Origin of the sequence: Paenibacillus sp. 203 (assembly GCF_037027525.1) — a bacterium.
In the GTDB taxonomy this organism is placed as follows: Bacteria; Bacillota; Bacilli; order Paenibacillales; family Paenibacillaceae; genus Paenibacillus; species Paenibacillus polymyxa_B.
On sequence record NZ_JAXCHD010000073.1, the window covers coordinates 1 to 284 of the forward strand.

Annotated in this window: 1 protein-coding gene; it reads right to left on the bottom strand. The window is 39.8% G+C overall.

What is annotated here, in order from left to right:
* Window positions 1–244: helix-turn-helix domain-containing protein (locus WA407_RS26860; RefSeq protein WP_336078743.1), on the bottom strand; the 244-nt coding region annotated here is incomplete at its 3' end.
* Window positions 245–284 lie beyond the last annotated feature (40 nt).

The window sequence follows — 284 nt, forward strand, 5'->3', positions numbered from 1 at the left end:
TTTTCTTTGAATTCAGGGCGTCTATTCCATGTTCATTGAATTGACTACGCCATTTCCTAATGACTCCAGGTGAAGAAATTTTGAAAATGACAGCTGCTTCATTCGGAGACGTCCCATTCTCGTTCATATAGTTGAGTACGTCTAGTTTATATGCCGTGGAGTAAGCTGTATAGGTTTTTTCAAAAGCTTTTACCCCGTGAGATTCGTATTGCCTAATCCACATACGTAAAGCTTCATGATTCATCCCTAATGATTGTGCAATGCTTTTGACTCCCTCAGTACCA